The sequence below is a fragment of the Halorubrum laminariae genome (assembly GCF_024494655.1).
GTDB classification, from domain to species: Archaea; Halobacteriota; Halobacteria; order Halobacteriales; family Haloferacaceae; genus Halorubrum; species Halorubrum laminariae.
In genome coordinates this window covers 1-1,978 of record NZ_JANHDL010000036.1, presented here as the reverse complement: position 1 = coordinate 1,978, position 1,978 = coordinate 1, and the positions used below count along the sequence as shown (strand labels likewise).

Sequence of the window (1,978 nt, the reverse complement as noted above, 5' to 3'; positions counted from 1 at the left end):
TATGGAAATTCTTCTCTTCGCGAGTATCGACTTCTAGAGCCTTCTCAAGATGGAATTGATACCCCTCAGATCGCTGTGTCATATGCTTATATGGCACAGGAGATAGAATAACTCTCGGGTGTATTTATCAAAATAGATAAGAAACATGTACATGGTATACAAACGCATTTTACCGGCTGATTCAAGATGTGGATAGAGAAAAGAAGGCCCTTCATCTGCTGACTACATTCTCTGTATTGACCGCAACCGGGTCAGAATATATTACTTGCTGAGGATTTCAACAGAGCCAACAGAGCCGAAAATCTCTATAAACGCCGGCTTTATATATGAGAGTTCGAATTTCTTTCATGTATGGCTGATTTCCACTACGGCGAATCCGCGCCCGAATTCGTGCCCGATCTGCCCCGAGGCTTTCGCGATGGTGAAGGCGAAGTTGTAAGGGAAGTCGGATGTCTCCAAGAAGTAGATCACGAACGGTACTGGAATTGTATCCAGCTCATCAAAATGGAAGACGGAACCGAGGAAATTCGTGCCGGCTACTACTCGGAATCTGGCGGTTGGGCAAACAAACCGCTGATGCTCCCACCACACGCTTTCAGCGATCTCATGGACTTCGCCGACGGCAAAGTCTACTAACACGGGCACACCCCCCACAAGTAGCAACCTCTCTGGTTCTATAGGTTCTAGCCCCGAAAATGATTGAAAGATGACGGATATGCCCCCGTTCCTTCGAGAGGTACCGAACGAGGCAACCAGCAACGAACAGGCCACCCGCGAGAAACGTTGAGTCCTACGACAGGGTACTCTGTCGACTGAATGTATCCACGTCTTGCACGATTCCGTCAAAGTCCTCGACGTGCTCGAATCCTTCCAATAGCGAATCGAGGTTCACGCGTAGTTCTGAGAGGTAGTAATCCCCGCCCTGCACGCCGCCCTTCCGCTTGTGGGTCATCGCCAGATTGTATGTATCGAGGTTCGTGAGCTTGTCACGAATACTCCGCGACGTGAGTTGGTTCGTCCCGATCGCGTCAGCGACGCGTTTGTACTCCGAATAGACCTCTTTCGTCCGTGCCGGCGTGTCTCCACGGGATTCGAGTATCGCCAGCGCCATCAAGAGTGCCTGATCGTTGATCGTCAAGTCCTTGAGCTTGTTGACGATATTCACTTCCTCCAGTTCGTCTCGGGCGTTGTCGAGGTGCGCCTCGGTAACGATATCGCTCCCCTCAACGCAAGCAATATCCCCGGCTTCATGCAGGAGTCGAATAGCCTGTCTCGCAGAGCCAGTATCTTTTGCTGTCCACGCGGCAGCCAGCCCGACAACGCCGTCATCGACTGCACCGGGTTTGAACGCGGTTTCGACACGGTCGTACAAAATAGACCGAAGCTCGTCGGCGTCGTATGGATCGAAGTGAACCTCGTTCTCATAGAGGCTGTCCTTCGTTTTTGCGGATAGATCCTGTTTGAACTGGAGGTCATTCGAGATACCGATAATCGATAGGTGCGCGTTCGTGATCTTCCCGTTCGACCGCGCCCGTGGGAGCTGGTACAACAGGTCGTCGTCAGACCCGAGGTTGTCAATTTCGTCAAGGAAGAATACGATGTACCCACCGATTTCATCAAGCCGGCGGAACATCCGCTCGTTGAGATCGGTGAGAGAAAGCCCCTTCGGTCGCTCTGTCGTTTCGGGCTCGATCTCGGTGAGGATTTTCCCGACGGACTGGTAGGCGGTGTTCACGTCTTTCAGCGACACCTCAAACGTCCGGAGGTCGATATCTTTCTCTTGGCAGTAGTTGTGAAGTTCCTCCAACACAACACGGGCGGTGACGGTCTTCCCCTGCCCGGTCTTCCCGGAGATGAGGACGTTCTTCGGTTCGATCCCAGAGCGGATAGTTGTCCGAAAACTCTTTGCGATCTCTTCCAATTCGGGCTCGCGCTCCGGGAGGCGATCAGGAACCCACTCTTCCATCAACGCGCGCTC

Annotated in this window: 2 protein-coding genes; one reads left to right on the top strand and one right to left on the bottom strand. The window is 52.6% G+C overall.

Annotated features, from left to right (window positions below; translation table 11 throughout):
* The first annotated feature begins 351 nt into the window (after nucleotides 1-351).
* The gene (locus tag NO887_RS18425; RefSeq protein ID WP_256419618.1) at nucleotides 352-636 is read left to right on the top strand and encodes a hypothetical protein; all 285 of its coding nucleotides are present in this window, start codon (nucleotides 352-354) and stop codon (nucleotides 634-636) included.
* Nucleotides 637-790: 154 nt separating this feature from the next.
* Here the strand turns inward: NO887_RS18425 and NO887_RS18420 are convergent.
* The coding region (locus tag NO887_RS18420; protein ID WP_256419617.1) for a Cdc6/Cdc18 family protein at nucleotides 791-1,978 on the bottom strand (1,188 nt) is incomplete at its 5' end.

Bases quoted from the DNA above. Each gene is read 5' to 3' on its own strand.
- NO887_RS18425 (WP_256419618.1), top strand. From the start codon at position 352: ATGGCTGATTTCCACTACGGCGAATCCGCGCCCGAATTCGTGCCCGAT.